Genomic DNA, 18875 nt, shown 5'->3' on the forward strand with positions numbered 1-18875 from the left:
CACCGGATTCCGGTGCGGCCGACGGCTTTGTTTGTTGTTACAGGCTGTAACGGTCGATGATGGCCAGCTCCTCGTCGGTCAGGGCGGGGCTGTTCAGGACCTTCAGATCATCCAGGATCTGGGCCGGGCGGCTTGCGCCCACCAGCACGCTGGTCACCGCGCCGTCCTTGAGCACCCACCGCAGCGCCATCGTGGCCAGGCTCTCGCCGCGCTGGGCGGCCAGGTCGTTCAGACCGCGGATCTGCGCCAGACGCTCCGGCGTCAGGTTGTCGGCGTGCAGGAAACGGCCGTCGGTGCGGATGCGGCTGTCCTCCGGGATGCCGTTGAGGTAGCGGTTGGTCAGCAGACCCTGGCACAGCGGGCTGAAGGCGATGATGCCCTTGTGCAGCCGGGTCGCGGTCTCCTTCAGGCCGTTCTTCTCGATCGTGCGGTCAAAGATGGAGTACCGGTTCTGGTTGATCACAAAGGGAACCCGCTCTTCCCGCAGCAGGGCCGTGGCCTTCTCAAGCGTCGGGCCGTCGTAGTTGGACAGGCCGACATACAGCGCCTTGCCGCTGCGCACGGCCTGGGCCAGCGCGCCCATCGTCTCTTCCAGCGGGGTGTCGGGGTCCATCCGGTGATGGTAGAAGATGTCCACATACTCCAGACCCAGCCGCTGCAAACTCTGGTCCAGGCTGGCCAGCAGGTATTTCCGGCTGCCCAGGTCGCCGTAGGGGCCGGGCCACATTCCGTAGCCCGCCTTGGTCGAGATGATCAGCTCATCGCGGTAGGCGCTCAGCTCCTCGCGCAGGATGCGGCCCAGGTTGCGCTCGGCCGCGCCCGGCTCGGGACCGTAGTTGTTGGCCAGATCAAAATGGGTGATGCCGTTGTCAAAGGCGGTCAGCACCATCTGCTTCATCGTCTCATAGCAGCCGGTGTCGCCGAAGTTGTGCCAGAATCCCAGCGAGACGGTCGGCAGTTTCAGACCGCTCTGCCCGCAGCGGCGGTATTCCATCGTGTCATAACGTGTGGCAGTGGCTTGATGCATGGTAGTCTCCTTCCCCGGCGGCTCAGTCCGCCGTGTAGACAGCCCCCGCGTCCAGCAGGGACTGCTTCTGTTGTAAAATCTCCTCATATCCCGAATCCAGATACTGCGTGCAGTAGGATTGGTATACCTCGTCAAACCGGTCGGGCGGGCAGGTGGTGCAGTCAATGAAGGCCTGCTGCCACAGCTCAAACAGTTCCCGCCAGTGATCGGCCCGGGCCGGAACCGCCCGGGTAAACAGCGGCACCGTCACCCGGAACGCCGCCTGGTCCTGCTCGTAGCCGTAATGGCGCTGCATCAGGTCCAGCCAGCCGTTGGGCACCAGGGCCGACAGCAGCGCATCCGTCCCGGCGCCGGTGCCGCACAGGACATCCTCCCGCACCAGGCACCAGTATTCCCGGTTCTGGTTGGGGGACAGCTCGTAGCTGCCGCTGTAATTGCTGTCCTGCCAGATCACCCCGTCCCGGTCCACCGTGTAGCTGCGGTCCTGCACGCCGTGCTGCAGCCAGGTCAGGTTCTCGGGCTGGCTCATCCATTCCAGCAGCCCGTAGACCGCCCGCCGCTCGGCGTCGGTGCTCTCGGCGCTGATGCCCATGACCAGCCCGAACGGCTCCGCCTCGCAGGAGGCGGGCAGACAGTCCGCCCCCGCCAGCACCGGCAGCACATCCACCTGGGCGTCCGGTTCCCGCGCAAAGAGCAGCCGGAACACCGACGTGCAGGAGGACAGGTCCAGCGTGCAGGTCCCGCACTCGCCGTTCACAAACGCTTCAATGGCATCGGCGTCCGTCGTGCAGGTAAAGAAGCTCTCGTCCAGCAGCCCGGCGTTGTACTTGTCGTTCAGGTCGCGCAGATACCGCTTTGTCGGCTCCCAGGTCAGCGGCGCAATGCTCTTGTCCAGGTAGAGCGCGATCTCCTCCTCGGAGGTGTCCCCGGTCAGCCAGGGACACATAAAGGTGAAGCCCCGCATCGGCATGCTGCCGCCCAGCGTGCCCAGCCCGGCATCCCGCCAGGCCTCGGCCGCCCGGATCAGCCCGTCATTGTCGGTGGGCAGGTCGGTGCCGGTCTCCTCGCACCAGTCCCGGCGGATCAGCGTCACCCGGCGGCTGCACAGACTGTCGTCCCGCGCAAACAGAAAGACCGTCTGCCCGTCGGCGGAGCCGTAGCGCTCCAGCAGGTCCTGCACGCCGGCATAGTAGGTCGGCGCGTACCGGGCCAGTTCCTCGTAGTCCAGCGGCTGCAGCGCACCCTCGTCCCACAGGCTCAGCGCCTGGTTCAGGTCATAGGTGAACAGCAGGTCCGGCGCCGCGTGGTTGGCGGTCCGGTCCAGAAAATCCGCAAAGTCGGTGTCCTGGCCCACCGCCGTGTACTCCACCCGCACATCGTTGGGCAGACCGTATTTGCGGCCGATCCACCGGGTGTAGTAGTTGTTGGTCAGCGACCAGTCGGGGTCGCCCCGGTTGTACACCGGGATCTGGATGGTCGTATCATCCTCCGCCGCGGCCGGGGCACACCCCGCCGTCAGGAGCATCGCTCCCAGCAGCAGGCCCGCCGCCATCCGTCTGAACAGCCCCATCAGCGGTCAAAGGTGGTGCACAGCGTGGTGGACCAGCTCTCGCCGGGGCCCAGGCTGGCCGCACAGGGACGGTCCTCCCACACCAGGGACCCGTTCTCCTCGCCGGGCAGGCTCTGCCACGGCTCGATGCAGAGAAAACGGTAGGGCTTGTGCAGGGCGGACCAGATCAGCACATAGGGGTACCCCTCGATGCCGCACCGCACGGCCCGGCCGGTGTCCTTCTCGACAATGGCGAGCGTCTTGCTGCGCAGGTTGACCATGCAGTGGCTGTCATGGTCGAACAGCGAATCCGTCACCGGGATGCTCCGGGTGTTGCGCGCCAGATAGTGGAAGTCCGTCCCGTTGAGCAGCCCGTTGGGCAGGCAGCTCACGCAGAGGGGACTCTCCAGCTCGTCAAAGCGGAACTCATAGTCCGTGAAGGTGTGGGCGTCGTCAAAGGGAATCGCAAAGGCCGGGTGATACCCGATGCCGAACCGCAGCACCGGCTCGGAAGGGTTCTCGACGGTCAGGGTGTGGCGGACCGTCCGGCCTTCCAGCCGGAACTCCGAGCGCAGCACAAAGTCGTAGGGCCAGCGGGCGCGGGTGGCCTCGTCGGCGCGCAGCTCAAAGGTCAGCGACCGGTCGGTCTGCGCGGTCAGCGTGTGCTCCATGTCGCGGGCAAAGCCGTGCTGGCCGCCGGCGTACTCCTTGCCCTTGGCGATCATCCGCCCGCCGGTCAGCTTGCCGGTGTAGGGGAACAGGATCGGCGCATGGCGGCCCCAGACGGCCGGATCGCCGCACCACAGCATCTCGGCCCCGTCGGCCAGGCTGCGCACGCTCACCGCCTCGGCGCCGTGGGTGTCCACGGTCAGGCGGAGCGACTCGTTCTCGATATGGTACTGCATACAATCACATCCTTTTCTTCTGTATCTGTCAACAGTATGCCGCGGCGGCATACCGTGCAATCGGCACAGTGCTCAGGCGCCTGCCCGCGGCAGGAACAGCACGGCGAAGAGGTAAACCAGGTAAAGGCCCAGGCAGACGGCGCCCTGCCACCGGCAGAGCCGCCGCCCCAGCAGCGGCGGAAGCAGCAGCACGCAGGTCATGACCAGGCAGAAGGGCAGATCATACAGCCGGAACTGGGCGCCCACCGGCAGCCGCCGGCGGTACATCAGGCTGGACACCGGCAGCACGAAGGTCACGCTGAGAATCGCGCTGTTCAGCGTCTGGATGGGCAGCGCCTGGGGCGGATAGATGCGGCACCGCTCGGCGAAGTTCTTCCACACCGACCCCAGCGGGTGGTGCAGCACCTCGGCGAACATCGGCAGATTGAGTCCCAGACTGATCAGCGTCGCGGCCCACAGCGCCTGGATGGTACCGGTCAGGTTGGCCAGCGCGACGGCGCTGGTCAGCAGCGCCCCGGCCCCGGCGCCCAGCAGCCCCAGGCCCAGCACCGTGCCGCCCAGGTTGCGCAGACTGTTGGCCACGCTCATCGCCGGAAAGGCCGCCGTCCGGGCCACGCCCTCGGTGTCGGTCTGCGGCAGGCCGGGGGCGGGGGAGTCAATCTCGACCAGCTCCACCCCCTCGCCGAAGGCGAAGGCGTGCCGGTAGACGATGCTCTGCATCACGAACACCACGAACAGCGCCATCAGAATCCCGGTGCCGGTGTAGCTCAGCGTGCCCTCCCGCACCGAGAAGAGAATGACGCAGCAGGCCACGGCGAGCAGCAGACATTTGCGGCAGAATTCGCCGCGGTCCACCACCACGTCGCGGCGCAGAAAACACCACGCCAGCACCAGACCCAGCGAGGTCACGGCCCCGGCCAGCGCGGTGCCGACGGCCAGCGCGGTCACCTCCAGCCCCGAGGCCAGGAACGCCAGCATCAGCTGGGGCAGCGCGGCCGACAAGGTGACCACCGTGCCGCTGACCATCCACATCGGCAGGCCGCACAGCGCACAGCACCAGGTGGCGCAGCGCGAAGCGAGCCGGCTGCCGATCCCGGTCAGGATCAGCCCCAGCGCATACAGCCCCAACGTCATTCCGGCAAACAGCATAGTTCCTTCCTAAAACAAAAGGCAGCGCCTCCCTTTTTCAGGACGGCACTGCCTTGTCACATCCGCTCAGTAGGCGATGCCCCAGACCACCATCTTCTTGGCGGGCTTGCCGCACACCGGGCAGACATCCGAAAGATGCTCCTGGGCAAACGGCATGCAGCGGCTGGAAAGCCCGACCTGTTCCTTCATGGCTTCCTCACAGGCCTGGTCACCGCACCACATCGTCTTGATAAAACCGGTATTTTCCGCAACGAGCTTGCGCACCTCGTCCATCGTGGTGGCACTCCAGGTACGGCTCTCGCGGTTGCGCAGCGCGCGGTCATACAGCGCCGCGGCCAGCGCCTCCAGGGCGGCCGGAATCGCGGTGCTCAGATCTTCAAACTTGACAAACTGCTTCTCGCGGTTGTCGCGGCGGACCAGCACACACTGGCCGTTCTCGACATCGCGGGGACCCACTTCCAGACGGATGGGCACGCCCTTCATCTCCCACTGGGCAAACTTCCAGCCGGGCTGCTTGTCGGACTCATCCAGCTTGACGCGGGCATACTTTCCGATCTCGGCGGCCAGCTCGCGGGCCTTCTCCAGCACGCCGGGCTTGTGGGCGGCCACCGGGACGATGACCACCTGGATGGGCGCAATGGCCGGGGGCAGAATCAGACCGTCGTCGTCGCCGTGGGTCATGATGATGGCGCCGATCAGACGGGTCGTGCAGCCCCAGGAGGTCTGGAACGGATACTGCAGCGTGTTGTCGCGCCCCGTGAAGGTCACGTCGTAGGCACGGCTGAACTTGTCGCCGAAGTAGTGGCTGGTGCCGCTCTGCAGCGCCTTGCCGTCCTTCATCATGGCCTCGATCGTGTAGGTGGCCTCGGCGCCGGCAAACTTCTCCTTGTCGGTCTTGCGGCCCTTGATGACCGGGATGCACAGATCATGCTCGCAGAAATCCGCGTAGCAGTTCAGCTGCTGCTCGGTCTCGGCCTCGGCCTCGGCGGCGGTCTCATGGATCGTGTGGCCTTCCTGCCACCAGAATTCGCGGGTGCGCAGGAACGGGCGGGTCGTCTTTTCCCAGCGGACGACGCTGCACCACTGGTTGTACAGCATCGGCAGGTCACGGTAGGAATGCAGCACACGGGCAAAGTGATCGCAGAACATCGTCTCGCTGGTGGGACGCACCGCCAGACGCTCCTCCAGCGGTTCGGAACCGCCGGTGGTGACCCAGGCGACCTCGGGGGCAAAGCCGTTGACCAGCTCGCCCTCCTTCTTGAGCAGGCTCTCGGGGATCAGCATGGGCATGGCCACATTCTCGTGACCGGTGGCCTTGAAGCGGTGATCCAGGTCCTGCTGGATGTTCTCCCAGATGGCGTAGCCGTAGGGACGCAGCACCGTAAAGCCCTTGACGCTGGAATACTCCACCAGCTCCGCCTTGGTGCAGATGTCGGTATACCACTGCGCAAAATCCACTTCCTGCGCCGTGATGGCCTCCACCATTTTTTTCTTGTCTTTCGCCATGGTTTTCCCTCACACTTTCTCTTTCAGCTGCGCTTACAGGCGCTCTTCCACATAGGAGACCACGTCGCCCACCGTGTGGAAGTTTTCGATCTCCTCATCAGGAATCTCCACCCCGAACTCGTCCGAAAGGGTGGTGATCATGTCGATCACGTCCAGGCTGTCGGCACCGAAATCGTTGATGATGTCACTTTCGGGGCTGATTTTCTCGGGCTCCACGTCCAGCTGGTCCGCCAGATAATCGCGGATGCGTTCAAAAACTTCGGATTCCATAGATCGTTCTCCTTGTATCTGCATATTAGAATAAAGTCATCAGTATTTTTATAGCCTATCTGCCCAGCCTTGTCAAGGGCGGAGCAACTTTTTTTGGCCCAGCGCTTGTACGGCCGGGCCAAAAGCGCTATGATAACATCATACTACCTGTCTGAAGGAGGCACCTGCCATGGAACTGCAATTCACCAAAATGCACGGATGCGGCAACGATTATCTGTACCTGGACTGCCGCGAAAGCGGCCTTCCGGCGCAGATCGCCGAGTGGAGCCGCCGGCTGTCCCGCCGGCATTTTTCCGTGGGCGCGGACGGCATCATCTGCATCTGCCCGCCGACGCTCGCCGACGCCGACGCCACGATGCGGATGTTCAATGCCGACGGCAGCGAAGGGCGGATGTGCGGCAACGGCGTGCGCTGTGTGGCGCAGTATCTCTACACCCACGGGGTCCCGCGCGACGAGATCCGCATCGACACCCGGATGGCGGGCCGCAAGACGCTGCGCCGGATGGGCGAGGGCATCTGGCAGGCCGAGATGGGCCGCTTCTCCGCCCAGGCAGACACGCTGCCCGCCGTGGGGCTGGGCGCCGGGCCGCTGATCCGGGTGCCGCTCGTGGCGGCGGGCCGTTCGTGGGAGGTCTCGGGCATCAGTATGGGCAACCCGCACTGCGTCGTGCCCTGGCCGGACGCCGAGACGCTGCCCACCGGGGCCGCGCTGGCGGCGATCGGACCGGAATTTGAGCATCACCCGGCCTTCCCCGAGGGCGTCAACACCGAGTTTGTCTGGCAGGAAGGCCCCACCAGCCTGGTCATGCGGGTCTGGGAGCGCGGCAGCGGCGAGACCCTCGCCTGCGGCACCGGGGCCTGTGCGGCGGCCGCCGCGATGGTGCTGCGGGGCACGGCGCCGCGCGGCACCCCGATCGACGTGCAGCTGCTGGGCGGCACCCTCTCGATCACGGTCGGCGAGGATGACGAGGTCCTCATGACCGGCCCCGCCGAGACCGCCTTCACCGGCACCGTGACGGTGTGAGTGTTGAATCCGGCCGGCGTTTGTGATAAACTGTATAAGATCAGAATGAAGTGAACCAGAGGGGGAAAACCGCCAATGAAACTGAACAAACACTATGCCGAACTCAGCGAGAGCTACCTGTTCAGCACCATCGCGCACAAGGTCTCGGCCTACCAGGCCGCGCACCCCGACCGCGACGTGATCCGTCTGGGCATCGGCGACGTGACGCTGCCGCTGGCCGCCTCGGTCACCGAGGCGATGAAGAAGGCCGTCGAGGAGCAGGGCCGCAAGGAGACCTTCCACGGCTACATTCCCAGCGAGCAGGGCTATGAGTTCCTGCGCAGCGCCATCCGCGGCTACTACGCCGACCGCGGCGAGCGCAGCGTCGATCTCGATATGAGCGAAATCTTCATCTCGGACGGCGCCAAGAGCGACCTGGGCAACCTGCTGGACCTGTTCGATGTGGACAACACCGTGCTGGTGCCCGATCCGGTCTATCCGGTCTATGTGGATGACAACGTCATGGCGGGCCGCAAGATCCTGTATATGGCCGCCAACGCCGACAACAACTTCCTGCCGATGCCGGATGACAGCGTCCATGCCGACATCGTCTATCTGTGCAGCCCCAACAACCCGACCGGCGCGGCCTACACGGCCGGCCAGCTGGCCGAGTGGGTGCGCTGGGCCAAGGCCAACAACGCGCTGATCCTCTACGATGCCGCCTACGAGTGCTTCATCTCGGAGCCCGGCCCGGCCCGCTCCATCTATGAGGTGGAGGGCGCCAAGGAGTGCGCCGTCGAGGTGTGCAGCTTCTCCAAGATTGCGGGCTTCACCGGCACCCGCTGCGGCTACACCATCGTGCCCCAGGCCATCGTCAGCGACGGCCAGAGCCTGAACAAGATGTGGCTGCGCCGCCAGACCACCAAATTCAACGGCGTTGCCTACGTTGTGCAGCGCGGCGCCGAGGCCGTCTTTACCAAGGAAGGCATGCAGGAAATCCAGCACAACCTGGACTACTACCGCCGCAACGCCGCCGTCATCGGCGCGGCGCTGGACAAGGCGGGCGTCTGGTACTGCGGCGGCAAGAACAGCCCCTACATCTGGATGCGCTGCCCCAACGGCATGGGCAGCTGGGAATTCTTTGACTGGCTGCTCGAGACCGCCAACGTCGTCGGCACCCCCGGCGAGGGCTTCGGCCCCTGCGGCGCCGGGTATTTCCGCCTGACCGCGTTCGGCGATGCGGACAAGACCCGCGAGGCCGCCGACCGCATTGTGGCGGCTCTGAAAACGCTGTGACAAGGAGGAATCGTTATGCAGCCCAGTGAAGAGATCATGCAGTTTCTGAAGGACAATCCCATTTTCTACCTGGCCACGGTGGACGGGTATCTGCCGCGGGTGCGGCCTATCGGCTTTGCGATGTGGTACAAGGACCACCTGTGCCTGGGCATCGGCAAGCACAAGGCCGCCTACAAGCAGCTGCTCGACAACACCAACCTGGAAATCTGCGCCTGCAATGACAAGGGCGAGTGGATGCGCATTCAGGGCACCGCCAACTTTGACAACACCCCCGAAGCCCGCGACGCCGCCTTTAAGGTCATGCCGCAGCTCGCCGACCTCTACAACGAGGAGACCGGCAACAAGCTGGGCATCGTCTACCTCGACCATATCTCGGCCAAGCTGTTCTCGATGTCCGGCACCGTCAAGGACATCCTCAACTACTGAGATCCTGACAAAACAAAGGGGCCCCGCAGCCATCCCGGCTGCGGGGCCCCTTTTGTATGCAGTTACAGCGACTCAATCATCGCGGTGACAATCGCGGTGGCCGTGCGGACATACTCCGCAATGCTGAACTTCTTGACCACCAGCACCTCATAGCCGCTCTCGTCGGCATTGTCGCTCATCGTGCGCAGAATCACGCAGGGCACGCCGTTGCGGGCCGCGATCTGGCTGACCGCCGCGCCCTCCATCTCCACGCAGTCGGGGGCGCAGGCCTGCTCGATCTGCCGCTTGGTCGCGGCATCGCCGATGAACAGGTCGCCCGTCGCAATCTTGCCGGCAATGGCCTTGACACCGCAGCGGCTGCAGGCGTCCAGCGCCGCGCGGACCAGCGCCGGGTCCCCGTGGAACTCGGTCTGGAAGGGAGCACTCTGGGCAATCATGTCGTTCTGGGCGTCGTGGTAGACCACCGTCTCGCCCACACAGACATCCCCGATGCCGATCTTGCCGGTCATGTTGCCTGCAATGCCCGAGAAGATGATCCGCTCGGCGCCGTAGCGGGTGATGAGCACCTGCACGGTGGAGGCGGCGTTGGCCTTGCCCATGCCGCCGCAGCAGACGACGACCTCGCGGCCGTTGAGCATCCCGCGGTGATACTCCACCCCGGCGTAGGTCTCCCGGGTCACATCGGACAGCCGTGCACAGAGCTGGTCCACTTCATCGGGCATCGCGCCCATAATACCGATCTTCATCCGTTTTTCCTCCTCAGACGTTGAACAGGAACTCGATCACGTCGCCGTCCTGCACGACATATTCCTTGCCCTCGGTGCGCTGCAGGCCCTTGGCCTTGACGGCCGCATAGTCAAAATTGTTGTCGGCCAGCACATCGTAGCCGATGACCTGGGCGCGTATGAAGCCGCGCTCAAAGTCCGAATGGATCTTGCCGGCGGCCTGGGGCGCCTTGGTGCCGCGCTTGATGGTCCAGGCGCGGCATTCCTTCTTGCCGTCCGTCAGGAAGCTGATGAGGCCCAGCAGCTCGTAGCTGGCCTTGATCAGCTTGTCGAGGCCGGTGGATTCAATGCCCATCTCGTTGAGGAAGGCCAGCTTCTCCTCGGGCGTGGATTCCGCAATGTCCTCCTCGGTCTTGGCGCAGATCGGGATGGCCTGGGCGTTCTCCTCGGCCGCGCGGGCTGCCACCAGCGGATAGTAGGGGTTGGCGTCCAGCCCGCCCAGCAGATCGTCCTCGCCGACGTTGCAGGCGTAGATGACCGGCTTGGCCGACAGCAGCCCCAGCTCGCGGCGGACGGCACGCTGGGCGTCGTCCGACTCGTCAAAGGCAAAGGTGCGGGCCGGCTTGCCGCTCTCCAGATGGGCGGCCAGATCGGCCAGCCAGGCGGCCTCGGCGGCTGCGTTCTTGTTGCCGGTCTTGGCGGCCTTCTGCTGACGGCCCAGACGGTTGTTCACGACATCCAGATCAGCCAGGATCAGTTCCAGGTCGATGGCGTCGATGTCCCGCAGCGGGTCCACGCTCTCCGGCTTGTTGACATCCTCCACAACGTGGATGATGTTGTCATCGTCAAAGCAGCGCACCACATGGACGATGGCATCACATTCCCGGATGTGGCCCAGGAACTTGTTGCCAAGGCCCGCGCCCTGGCTGGCGCCCTTCACAAGACCCGCAATGTCGACAAACTCCACGATGGCGGGCGTCTTTTTGTCGGTCTGCCAGACCTCGGCCAGCTTGTCCAGCCGCGGATCGGGCACCGGCACAATGCCGGAGTTGGGCTCGATGGTGCAGAACGGATAGTTGGCGGCCTGGGCATTCTGGGTGCTGGTCAGCGCATTGAACAAAGTGGACTTGCCCACGTTGGGCAGTCCCACGATCCCTAATTTCATAGTTGATTTCGCTCCTTTGGCGTACTGTTCTGTCCCATTATACACGTCTGCGCGCAAACAAGCAAGAACAATTCGGCCCGGCGCGGGCTGCCCGGCGGGTGCAAATTTTCCTGACGGCGGGCCCGGATGTTCTTTATTTTTCAACATTTATCCCTTATAATAAAACACATCAGCCGATAAGGGAGGAAATCAAGATGGCGAATGAAAAAATTCTCGTCGTGGACGACGATAAAAATATCTGCGAACTGCTGCGCCTGTACCTCGTCAAGGAGGGCTTCGCGGTCACGCTGGCCTATGACGGCAACACCGCGCTCAGCGAATTTGAAAAACTGCACCCCGACATGGTGCTGCTGGATGTCATGATGCCCGGCATGGACGGCTGGGAGGTCTGCCGCAAGATCCGCCAGAACAACCAGACCCCCATCATCATGCTGACCGCCAAGGGCGAAACCTACGACAAGGTGCTGGGCCTGGAACTCGGCGCCGACGACTACATCGTCAAACCCTTCGACGCCAAGGAGGTCACGGCCCGCATCAAGGCGGTGCTGCGCCGCTGCGGCACCAAGGACGAGGACAACAAGGGCGTCTATGACTTTGACAACCTGCATCTTGACATGAACCGCTACGAGCTCAAGGTCAAGGGCAAGGTGGTGGACGCGCCGCCCAAGGAGCTGGAACTGCTGGCCTGCCTGGCCGGGCATCCCAACCGCGTCTACACCCGCGACCAGCTGCTCGACGAGGTCTGGGGCTTTGAATACTACGGCGACTCCCGCACGATTGATGTCCATGTCAAGCGCCTGCGCGAGAAGCTGGAAGGCGCCTCCGACCAGTGGAACCTCAAGACGGTCTGGGGCGTGGGCTATAAGTTCGAGGTCAAGGAATGAGCGCCCCCGTCCGCAAATGCCGCTGCCGCCGGACCATCGGCGGGGAGTTCTTCCAGACCATCGCCTCGGTGCTGCTGGTGGGTCTGGCGCTGATGTGCGGCATCCAGACCGCGATGTCCACCGCCTACTTTGTGCGGGAGCGGCAGGTCTCGCTGACCGCCGTGCTGGACGGCGCCACCGCGATGAGCGAGCGGTTTGCGGCGCAGGGGTCCATCGTGACGCTGCCGCTGCCCGACGAGCAGGCGGCCGAGAACACCCGCAGCGGGTTTGAACTGTTCAACACCTCCTCGGGGGCGGTGATCTTTGTCGCCGACCTGGACGGCAATGTGCTGCTCCACACGAGCAGCGACGCCTTTGAGGGCGGCAAGGTCCCCGAGAAGCTCCGCCGCGAGATGGACGCCGGCGAGGATGTCTTCATCCAGGGCAAGATGGACGGCATCTTCCGCAGCGGATTCTACATAGCGGGCCGCCGCCTCGAGATGGACGGCAACGCCGGATACCTCTTTGCCGCCACCCCGATGAACGCGCTGGCGTCCTATGTGGGGGATATGCTCAGCATGTTCCTCGTGTCGGCGGTGGCCATCCTGATCGTCTGCAGCGTGCTCTGCATGCTGCTGGCCCGGCGGATCACCGTCCCGATCGAGCAGATCAGCCGGGCGGCCCGCCAGCTGGGCAGCGGCGATTTCACGGCCCGGGCGCCGGTCAACGGCTGTGAGGAGCTGGCCGATTTTGCGACCACCTTCAACAACATGGCCGGCCGGCTGCAGAACATCGACAATTCCCGCGGCCAGTTCATGGGCAACATCGCCCACGAGCTGCGCACCCCGATGACCAGCATCAAGGGCTTCATTGACGGTATGCTGGACGGCACCATCCCCGAGAGCGAGTACAAACGCTATCTGGGCATCGTCTCGCAGGAGACCGGCCGCCTGGCCCGCCTCGTGCAGAACATGCTGGACATCACCAAGCTGGAATCCGGCGAGGTCAAGGGCCACCCGAAGGTCTACGACATCTGGGCCACCCTGACCGATGTGGTGCTCTCCGACGAGCGGCGCATCGAGGACGGCAAGATTGACATTCAGGGCATGGACCCGGTCCGCACGATGGTCTACGCTGACCCGGATTTTGTGCACCAGGTCGTGTACAACATCGTGGACAACGCCATCAAGTTCACCCCGCCGGACGGCGTCATCCATTTCGATGTCCACCGCGAAGGCCCGATGGTCGTCGTGGCCATCGAGAATACCGGCGACGGCATCTCCCCCGAGGCGCTGCCCTTTGTCTTTGAGCGGTTCTACAAGGAGGACCGTTCCCGCGGCCTCAACACGCGGGGCAGCGGGCTCGGCCTGCATATCTGCAAGGTGCTCATCACCCTCTCGGGCGGCCAGATCAAGGCCGAGAGCGAGGAGGGCAAGTGGTGCCGCTTCACCTTCACGCTGCCTGCCGCCGAAAACGGCAAGCAGCCCCAGAACGCCAAATCCGCCGTCTGAGTGCGGCGGGCTTTCCCGACAAAAAACCGGTACCGGTGCAGAGCGCACCGGTACCGGCTTTTTTTGTCTGTGATTCAGAGCAGTTTGGGGGCCAGCGCCCGGCTGGTCCGGTCGCGGGCAATGGCGGTCAGCTCCTGGTTGTCCAGCGTGTAGCGCAGCACCAGCACCTCCGCCACATACAGAAAGGCAATCTTGACGGTGATGCTGCCCGAGTCCAGCGGGTTCTCCCGGGCACCGCAGAGCAGCACCACGTCGGCCAGCCCCGCGCCGGGGGCGTCGGCATAGTGGGTCAGCAGAATGACCTTGGCGCCGTTGTTCTTGACCAGCCGCAGCGTCTCCATCAGGTCGCGGGTCGCGCCGGAATAGGAGATGAAGAGCACCACATCCTCCGGCCCCATCAGACTTGCCGTGATGGCCTGCATGTGGCTGTCGCCCGCCAGGTGGAATTTTGTCGAAATGTTGGCAAACCGCGCCCAGATGTCCTGGGCCAGGTACATGCTGCCGCCCTGGCCCATGCAGAACACCTGCCGGGCCCGCTGCAGCAGCGTGGCCGCCTGGTCCAGCGCCGCGGGGTCCAGCGCGCTGCGCGTGCCGTTGATCGCCTCAATCGAGGCGGCCGCCGCATGGCCGGCCAGCGTGGCCGTGTCGGTGCCGGGTTCCAGCTTGTAGCTGGCGGCGGGACTCTGGGTGGCGTTGGCCTGGGCCAGCGCGATCTTCATCTCGTTGTAGCCGTCAAACCCCAGGCTGCGGCAGAACCGGAAGATCGTCGCCTCCGCCACCTGACATTCCCGCGCCAGCGAGGAGATGGACAGATACTGCGCATCCTCGGCGTGGCGGGTCAGGTACTCCGCCACAATCCGGCCGCTTTTGGTCAGACTGTCGTGCTTTTCGCTGAGGATCTGCCAAAAATTCTGTGCGTTCATCGGATCAACTCCTTGACCAGGGCATCCGCCAGCGCCGCGTGCGCCTCTCTGGTCAGATGCATGCCATCCAGCGGGTGGACCTCCACACCCGGGACCCGGCCCGCATCAAAGAATCGCAGACCGGCTTCCCGCGCCATCGGCTCCAGCGCGTCCGCCAGTCCGGCCGCGCGCACGTCGCAGCCGGGCCCCATCTGTTCGGCGAACATCCGTTGGGCGTATTCGGGACGGATCGGCGCGGGGCAGACCAGCAGCACGTCGGGCTGCGTCCGCCAGGCGTCCTGCGTCTGGCAGGCCTTGCGCGCCAGACGCACCAGGCCGCGGGCAATCAGATAGGACCCGCAGCCAAACCGCGCCTTGCTGTCATTGGTGCCCAGCATAATCAAAACGGTATCCAGCGGCGCATGGCTGAGCATCAGCGGCGCAATCAGATCCAGCCCGCACAGCCCCTCGTTCATCGGGTCGTCAAAGACGGCCGTGCGGCCGGGCAGTCCTTCCTCAATCACGGTCCAGCCGTCGCCCAGCGCGGCCTGCATCCGGCAGGCAAACCGCTCGTCGTCGCCGTAGCGGCCGTCCGTCTCGGGGTTGTACCCGTAAGTATTGGAATCCCCGAACACCAGCACCCGCCGTTTGGGGAAATTCGCAAATTTCTGCATCTGCCATACCATCCCGTTTCTCTGTGTTCTGAAATGAAAAACATTTTTTCTGGCCCGGCCGGACGGCCCGCGGCCCCGGAAGAGTTTTTCATATTTTTAGTATAAAAGAAACGCCAGCCCTTGACAAGATGACGCATTCCCTAGAATCCGGGGTCTGTTTTTGTGCAATCTACCGGGCAATCCGCCCCGGAAACGGAAAAACCTGTCATCCCCACCGTCGCGCCGCTCCGGGTCTCCGCCGCCCGATACTGCATGAAAATTACGAAAAACCGAATAAAAATCCGGACGCCCCGCCGCCTGCCCGGATCGGAAAATGAAAAGAACGGAAAAGATGTTTCAGATTCTGAAAGTCCCGCAGCGGGCGCCGCACGGCCGCAATTTTTCGCAATATTTCAACAACTTTTCACTATGGTGCAAGGATTTTGTACAGAATAGCCATAGACTCCCGGAAATTCTTGGTGAAAGTACCGCTAGACAAAATGAAGATGCGATCGGGAGGGACGTGCGAGGCCCTCCCACCTTGTCCGAAGATACACGACCATCAAAGGAGAAACAACATGAAAAAGCAACTCTCTCTGCTTCTTGCGGCCGGCATGGCTGCGGGCCTGCTCGCCGGATGCGGCGGCACGGATTCCTCCAGCGCGGCCTCCGGCGGCACCTCTTCCTCCGAAGCCGCCTCCGCAACGGCGGAGACCACGGCCGGTGCCGCGGGAAGCGATCTGACCGCAGACATCACCCTGTGGACCTATCCGATCGGCAACTGGGGCAACGATGAGGCCGTGCAGGAACTGCTTGCCGACTTCAATGCCGCCTACCCGAACATCAGCGTCTCGGTGGAATATCTGGACTACACCAACGGCGACGACCAGGTCAACACCGCCATCGAGGGCGGCGCCGCCCCCGACCTGGTCATGGAAGGCCCCGAGCGTCTGGTGGCCAACTGGGGCGCCAAGGGCCTGATGGTGGACCTGAGCGACCTGTGGACCGAGGAGCAGAAGGCCGACATCAACCCCAGCGTCGAGGCCGCCTGCAAGGACACCTCCGGCGCCTACTATGAATATCCGCTGTGCATGACCGCCCACTGCATGGCCATCAACAAGACCGTCTTTGAGAAGGCCGACGCCCTGCAGTATCTGGATCTGGAAAACCACACCTGGACCACCGACAACTTCCTCAAGGCCGTGGCCGCCGTCAAGGCGTCCGGCCAGGATACCGTCGGCGCCGTCTTCTGCGGCGGCCAGGGCGGTGACCAGGGCACCCGCGCGCTGGTCAACAACCTCTACGGCGGCACCTTCACCGACGAAGCCCACACCAAGTACACCGTGGACTCGCCCGAGAACATCAAGGCCCTCGAGACGCTCAAGAGCACCGACGGCATCGTGTTTGACCCGGGCATCGTCGGCGCCGACGAGATCACGATGTTCCGCAACGGCACCTTTGCGATGGCGTTCTGCTGGAACATCGGCGAGCAGACCAAGCACGAGACCAACGAGGCCGGCTTCACCAACAACGGTGACGAGATCGCCTTCATGGCCTTCCCGACGGATTCCGGCGATCCCAAACTGTGCGGCGGCATCTGGGGCTTCGGCGTCTTTGACAACGGCGACGAAAACCGCATTGCCGCGTCCAAGGCCTTCATCGACTTCATGTGCAACTCCGACGAGACCGCCAAGGCCGTCAAGGCGTCCACCTACTTCTCGGTCAAGACCTCTCTGAGCGACCTGTACGCCGATGACGCCGTCATGAGCGAGTACCAGAAGCTCATGCCCTACCTGGGCGACTACTACCAGGTCGTGCCCGGCTGGGCCGAAGCCCGTACCGCCTGGTGGAACATGCTGCAGCAGATCAACTCCGGTGCCGATGTCGCCACCGCTGTGACGGAATTCTGCACCACCGCCAACGCTGCGGCCGGGGCTGCCTGATCCTGTCCGATCCGAACCGTAAATAGTTGAGAGGGTGCGCCCTCCCTGATGGCTGAAACCGAGGGAGAGCGCACCTTTTTATCAGAAAGGGTGAGCCTTTTGACCGCAACCAAAGTGAAAGAGCCAAGGCGCAGCCGGGCGCTGGTCCGTCAGGAAACCACCTCCGCCTACCTGTTCCTGCTGCCCAGCCTGGTGTTCTTTGTGGGGTTCGTGATCTACCCCATGTTCATGTGCCTGTACACCAGCTTCTTTGACTCCACCATGAACAAGGCCGATGTCTTCATCGGGCTGAAAAACTACCAGGAACTGTTCACCGACCCCATCTTCCTCGGCGCGCTGAAGAATACCTTCATCATCGTCGTGGTCTCGGTCCCTGTGACCTGTGCGTTCTCGCTGTGGGTGTCCTCGGCCATCGTCAACATGCCCGGCTGGCTGACCAGCCTGTTCCGCTGCGTGTTCTATCTGCCGGTCGTCACCGGATCGGTGGCCGTCACCGTGGTGTGGAAGTGGATGTTCAACAACTACTACGGCATCTTCAACTACCTGGGCACCCGCACCGGCCTGCTGGAAAAGAACATCAACTGGCTCGGCGATGAGCGCTTTGCGCTGGGCTGCATCATCCTGATCCTGCTCACCACCTCGGTGGGCCAGCCCATCGTGCTGTATGTCTCGGCGCTCGGCAACGTGGACCAGAGCCTCGTCGAAGCCGCCGAGGTGGACGGTGCCACCAAGCTGCAGAGCTTCTGGAAAATCAAATGGCCGGCCATCATGCCCACGACGCTGTACATCCTGGTCATCACGACGATCAACTCCTTCCAGTGCTTCGCGCTGATCCAGCTGCTCACCTCGGGCGGCCCCAACCACAGCACCGACACCATCATGTACTACATTTATTACAGCGCCTTCAAGCTGTACCGCTACGGATACGGCGACGCCATGGGCGTTGTGCTGGCCCTGATCATCGCCGCGCTCTCGGCGCTGCAGTTCAAGGTCGCGCAGTCGGAGTAAGGAGGTTTTCCCATGAGACACAAGAAACTGAAGAGCAAGACCCCTTACGACATCGTGACCCTCATCGTCATCGCCGTCGTCGCGCTGCTGTTCGCCTTCCCGCTGTACTGGATCGTCACCGGCTCCTTCAAGACCGGCGCGGCCATCAACGCCACCACCCCCGAATGGTGGCCCAGCCAGTGGGTGCTGGAAAACTACCAGAAGCTGTTCAGCCGCCAGAAAGCCCCGCTCTGGGAACTGAATCTGCCGTTCAGCTCGCTGTTCACCGCAAACGGCAAATCCCTCGTCTTCAGCAGCGGCCCCGTCGTGCCGGGCGCGATCCGCTGGCTGGTCAACACGGTGTTCATGGCCGTGGCCGCCATGATCCTGACCTGCATCACCTCCGCCATGGCCGGCTATGCCCTGGCCAAAAAGCGGTTCGTCGGCCGCAAGCTGCTGTTCACCCTGATCGTCTGTGCGATGGCCCTGCCCAAGCAGGTCATCCTGGTCCCGCTGCTGCGGGAGATGTCCGGCCTGCACCTGTACAACACGCTGTGGGCGGCAATCTTCCCGATTGTGGGCTGGCCCTTCGGCGTCTTTCTGATGAAGCAGTTCAGTGAGGGCATCCCCACCGAGATGATCGAGGCGGCCCGCATTGACGGCGCCAGCGAGGCCCGCACCTTCCTGCGCATCATTGTGCCGATGGTCAAGCCCGGCATCGGCGCCCTGGCCATCTTCACCTTCATCAATTCCTGGAACGACTACTTCATGCAGTTGATCATGCTGTCCAGCACCAACACGCTGACCATCTCGCTGGGCATCGCCAAACTCCAGGCCGAGAACTCCACCGACTTCGGCCTGATCATGGCGGGCGCGGCCCTGGCGGCCATCCCCATCATCGTCGTCTTCCTGATCTTCCAGAAATACTTCACCAAAGGCATCGCGATGGGCGCCGTCAAGGGATAAAACATGCAATTTGAAAAAGGAGTGTCCTT

18 protein-coding genes are annotated in these 18875 nt (G+C 63.6%); 8 read left to right on the forward strand and 10 right to left on the reverse strand.

Translation table 11 applies throughout. The features are described 5' to 3' along the window. Nucleotides 1-37 precede the first annotated feature (37 nt). The 6 genes from U0L91_RS10095 to acpP form a co-directional block, all read right to left on the reverse strand. Entirely contained in the window at nucleotides 38-1027 is a 990-nt protein-coding gene (locus tag U0L91_RS10095) for an aldo/keto reductase (protein WP_330046617.1), read from the reverse strand. Nucleotides 1028-1049: 22 nt separating this feature from the next. Further along, nucleotides 1050-2597, reverse strand: a complete 1548-nt coding sequence (locus tag U0L91_RS10100; RefSeq protein ID WP_330046619.1) for an extracellular solute-binding protein — start codon at nucleotides 2595-2597, stop codon at nucleotides 1050-1052. Further along, entirely contained in the window at nucleotides 2597-3481 is an 885-nt protein-coding gene (locus U0L91_RS10105) for an aldose 1-epimerase family protein (RefSeq protein WP_330046621.1), read from the reverse strand. Before U0L91_RS10105 ends, U0L91_RS10100 begins: the two co-directional genes overlap by 1 nt. Before the next feature lie 72 nt (nucleotides 3482-3553). Continuing rightward, entirely contained in the window at nucleotides 3554-4630 is a 1077-nt protein-coding gene (locus U0L91_RS10110) for a hypothetical protein (RefSeq protein ID WP_330046623.1), read from the reverse strand. Between the two features lie 66 nt (nucleotides 4631-4696). Beyond that, nucleotides 4697-6136 (reverse strand): proline--tRNA ligase, encoded by a 1440-nt coding sequence (gene proS / locus U0L91_RS10115; protein WP_330046625.1) that lies wholly within the window; start codon nucleotides 6134-6136, stop codon nucleotides 4697-4699. 33 nt (nucleotides 6137-6169) lie between these two features. Continuing rightward, nucleotides 6170-6406: an acyl carrier protein gene (acpP, locus tag U0L91_RS10120; RefSeq protein WP_330046627.1), complete on the reverse strand. Its 237-nt coding sequence runs from the start codon at nucleotides 6404-6406 to the stop codon at nucleotides 6170-6172. A gap of 169 nt (nucleotides 6407-6575) precedes the next feature. On the opposite strand from acpP, the gene dapF reads away from it, so the two are divergent. The 3 genes from dapF (at nucleotide 6576) to U0L91_RS10135 (ending at nucleotide 9131) form a co-directional block, all read left to right on the forward strand. Further along, entirely contained in the window at nucleotides 6576-7430 is an 855-nt protein-coding gene (gene dapF / locus U0L91_RS10125) for a diaminopimelate epimerase (RefSeq protein WP_330046628.1), read from the forward strand. 75 nt (nucleotides 7431-7505) lie between these two features. Further along, entirely contained in the window at nucleotides 7506-8705 is a 1200-nt protein-coding gene (locus U0L91_RS10130) for an LL-diaminopimelate aminotransferase (RefSeq protein ID WP_330046629.1), read from the forward strand. A gap of 15 nt (nucleotides 8706-8720) precedes the next feature. Further along, nucleotides 8721-9131, forward strand: coding sequence for a pyridoxamine 5'-phosphate oxidase family protein (locus U0L91_RS10135; RefSeq protein ID WP_330046631.1), 411 nt, complete (start codon nucleotides 8721-8723; stop codon nucleotides 9129-9131). Between the two features lie 62 nt (nucleotides 9132-9193). Here the strand turns inward: U0L91_RS10135 and U0L91_RS10140 are convergent, their stop codons facing one another. Further along, on the reverse strand, nucleotides 9194-9877 hold the full coding sequence (locus tag U0L91_RS10140; RefSeq protein ID WP_330046633.1) for a 5'-methylthioadenosine/adenosylhomocysteine nucleosidase: 684 nt from the start codon (nucleotides 9875-9877) through the stop codon (nucleotides 9194-9196). A 13-nt stretch (nucleotides 9878-9890) separates the two neighbouring features. Then, the gene (ychF, locus tag U0L91_RS10145; protein ID WP_330046635.1) at nucleotides 9891-11021 is read right to left on the reverse strand and encodes a redox-regulated ATPase YchF; all 1131 of its coding nucleotides are present in this window, start codon (nucleotides 11019-11021) and stop codon (nucleotides 9891-9893) included. A 194-nt stretch (nucleotides 11022-11215) separates the two neighbouring features. Here ychF and U0L91_RS10150 point away from each other — a divergent pair, with 194 nt between their 5' ends. Both U0L91_RS10150 and U0L91_RS10155 read left to right on the forward strand, forming a co-directional pair. Beyond that, nucleotides 11216-11905, forward strand: coding sequence for a response regulator transcription factor (locus U0L91_RS10150; RefSeq protein ID WP_330046637.1), 690 nt, complete (start codon nucleotides 11216-11218; stop codon nucleotides 11903-11905). After that, on the forward strand, nucleotides 11902-13395 hold the full coding sequence (locus U0L91_RS10155) for a HAMP domain-containing sensor histidine kinase (RefSeq protein WP_330046638.1): 1494 nt from the start codon (nucleotides 11902-11904) through the stop codon (nucleotides 13393-13395). The genes U0L91_RS10150 and U0L91_RS10155 overlap by 4 nt, the downstream gene beginning before the upstream one ends. A gap of 74 nt (nucleotides 13396-13469) precedes the next feature. Here U0L91_RS10155 and U0L91_RS10160 read toward each other — a convergent pair whose 3' ends face one another. Then, a complete protein-coding gene (locus U0L91_RS10160) occupies nucleotides 13470-14318 on the reverse strand; it encodes a MurR/RpiR family transcriptional regulator (RefSeq protein ID WP_330046639.1) in 849 nt (282 codons plus the stop codon). Next, the gene (locus tag U0L91_RS10165) at nucleotides 14315-14971 is read right to left on the reverse strand and encodes a GDSL-type esterase/lipase family protein (protein ID WP_330046641.1); all 657 of its coding nucleotides are present in this window, start codon (nucleotides 14969-14971) and stop codon (nucleotides 14315-14317) included. Before U0L91_RS10165 ends, U0L91_RS10160 begins: the two co-directional genes overlap by 4 nt. 557 nt (nucleotides 14972-15528) lie before the next feature. Here U0L91_RS10165 and U0L91_RS10170 point away from each other — a divergent pair. From U0L91_RS10170 to U0L91_RS10180, 3 genes are all read left to right on the forward strand, one after another. Next, entirely contained in the window at nucleotides 15529-16893 is a 1365-nt protein-coding gene (locus tag U0L91_RS10170; RefSeq protein WP_330046643.1) for an extracellular solute-binding protein, read from the forward strand. Between the two features lie 99 nt (nucleotides 16894-16992). Continuing rightward, nucleotides 16993-17901, forward strand: a complete 909-nt coding sequence (locus tag U0L91_RS10175; protein WP_330046645.1) for a carbohydrate ABC transporter permease — start codon at nucleotides 16993-16995, stop codon at nucleotides 17899-17901. Nucleotides 17902-17913: 12 nt separating this feature from the next. Beyond that, nucleotides 17914-18846 (forward strand): carbohydrate ABC transporter permease, encoded by a 933-nt coding sequence (locus U0L91_RS10180; RefSeq protein WP_330046647.1) that lies wholly within the window; start codon nucleotides 17914-17916, stop codon nucleotides 18844-18846. Nucleotides 18847-18875 lie beyond the last annotated feature (29 nt).

The sequence above is a fragment of the Gemmiger sp. genome, from assembly GCF_036306485.1.
Classification (GTDB): Bacteria; Bacillota; Clostridia; order Oscillospirales; family Ruminococcaceae; genus Gemmiger.